At 68.9% G+C, this 396-nt stretch carries 1 protein-coding gene; it reads right to left on the reverse strand.

All coding sequences use genetic code 11. The features are described 5' to 3' along the window. Positions 1-93: 93 nt before the first annotated feature. Positions 94-318 (reverse strand): AbrB/MazE/SpoVT family DNA-binding domain-containing protein, encoded by a 225-nt coding sequence (locus tag IZR01_RS49630; protein WP_003903930.1) that lies wholly within the window; start codon positions 316-318, stop codon positions 94-96. Positions 319-396 lie beyond the last annotated feature (78 nt).

Raw genomic sequence — 396 nt, forward strand, 5'->3', positions numbered from 1 at the left:
GTCCAGTGCCACACCGAATGCGGTGTCGGGCTCGGCGTCAAACGCTGCCGATCGGCCTTGCCTCGTCAGGCCGCCGACAGCACCGCCCTGGGCTCACGGTCCGCGGCTCCGCCGGGATCCGACCGGCGGCGGCTCAACCCCCTCGATCGTCTTGAGCCGGTCGACAGACCGATCGAAAGACGGCCACCGGATCGTCCCGGCAGGGGCGAGGAAGTCCGGCGTCCGAGCAAGCACCGGGCGATTGCCCTCAACGCGGAAGACAACCCGATCACCCGATTGCAGGCCGAGCGCGTCGCGCACCGCTTTCGGAACCGTCACCTGCCCCTTCGACGTGACGATGGGTTCGTCGGAGTGCCTGCTTCACCGTTGCCGTACGCCGCCCGTACCCTCACACTC

Origin of the sequence: Catenulispora pinisilvae (assembly GCF_015356865.1) — a bacterium.
GTDB lineage: Bacteria > Actinomycetota > Actinomycetes > Streptomycetales > Catenulisporaceae > Catenulispora > Catenulispora pinisilvae.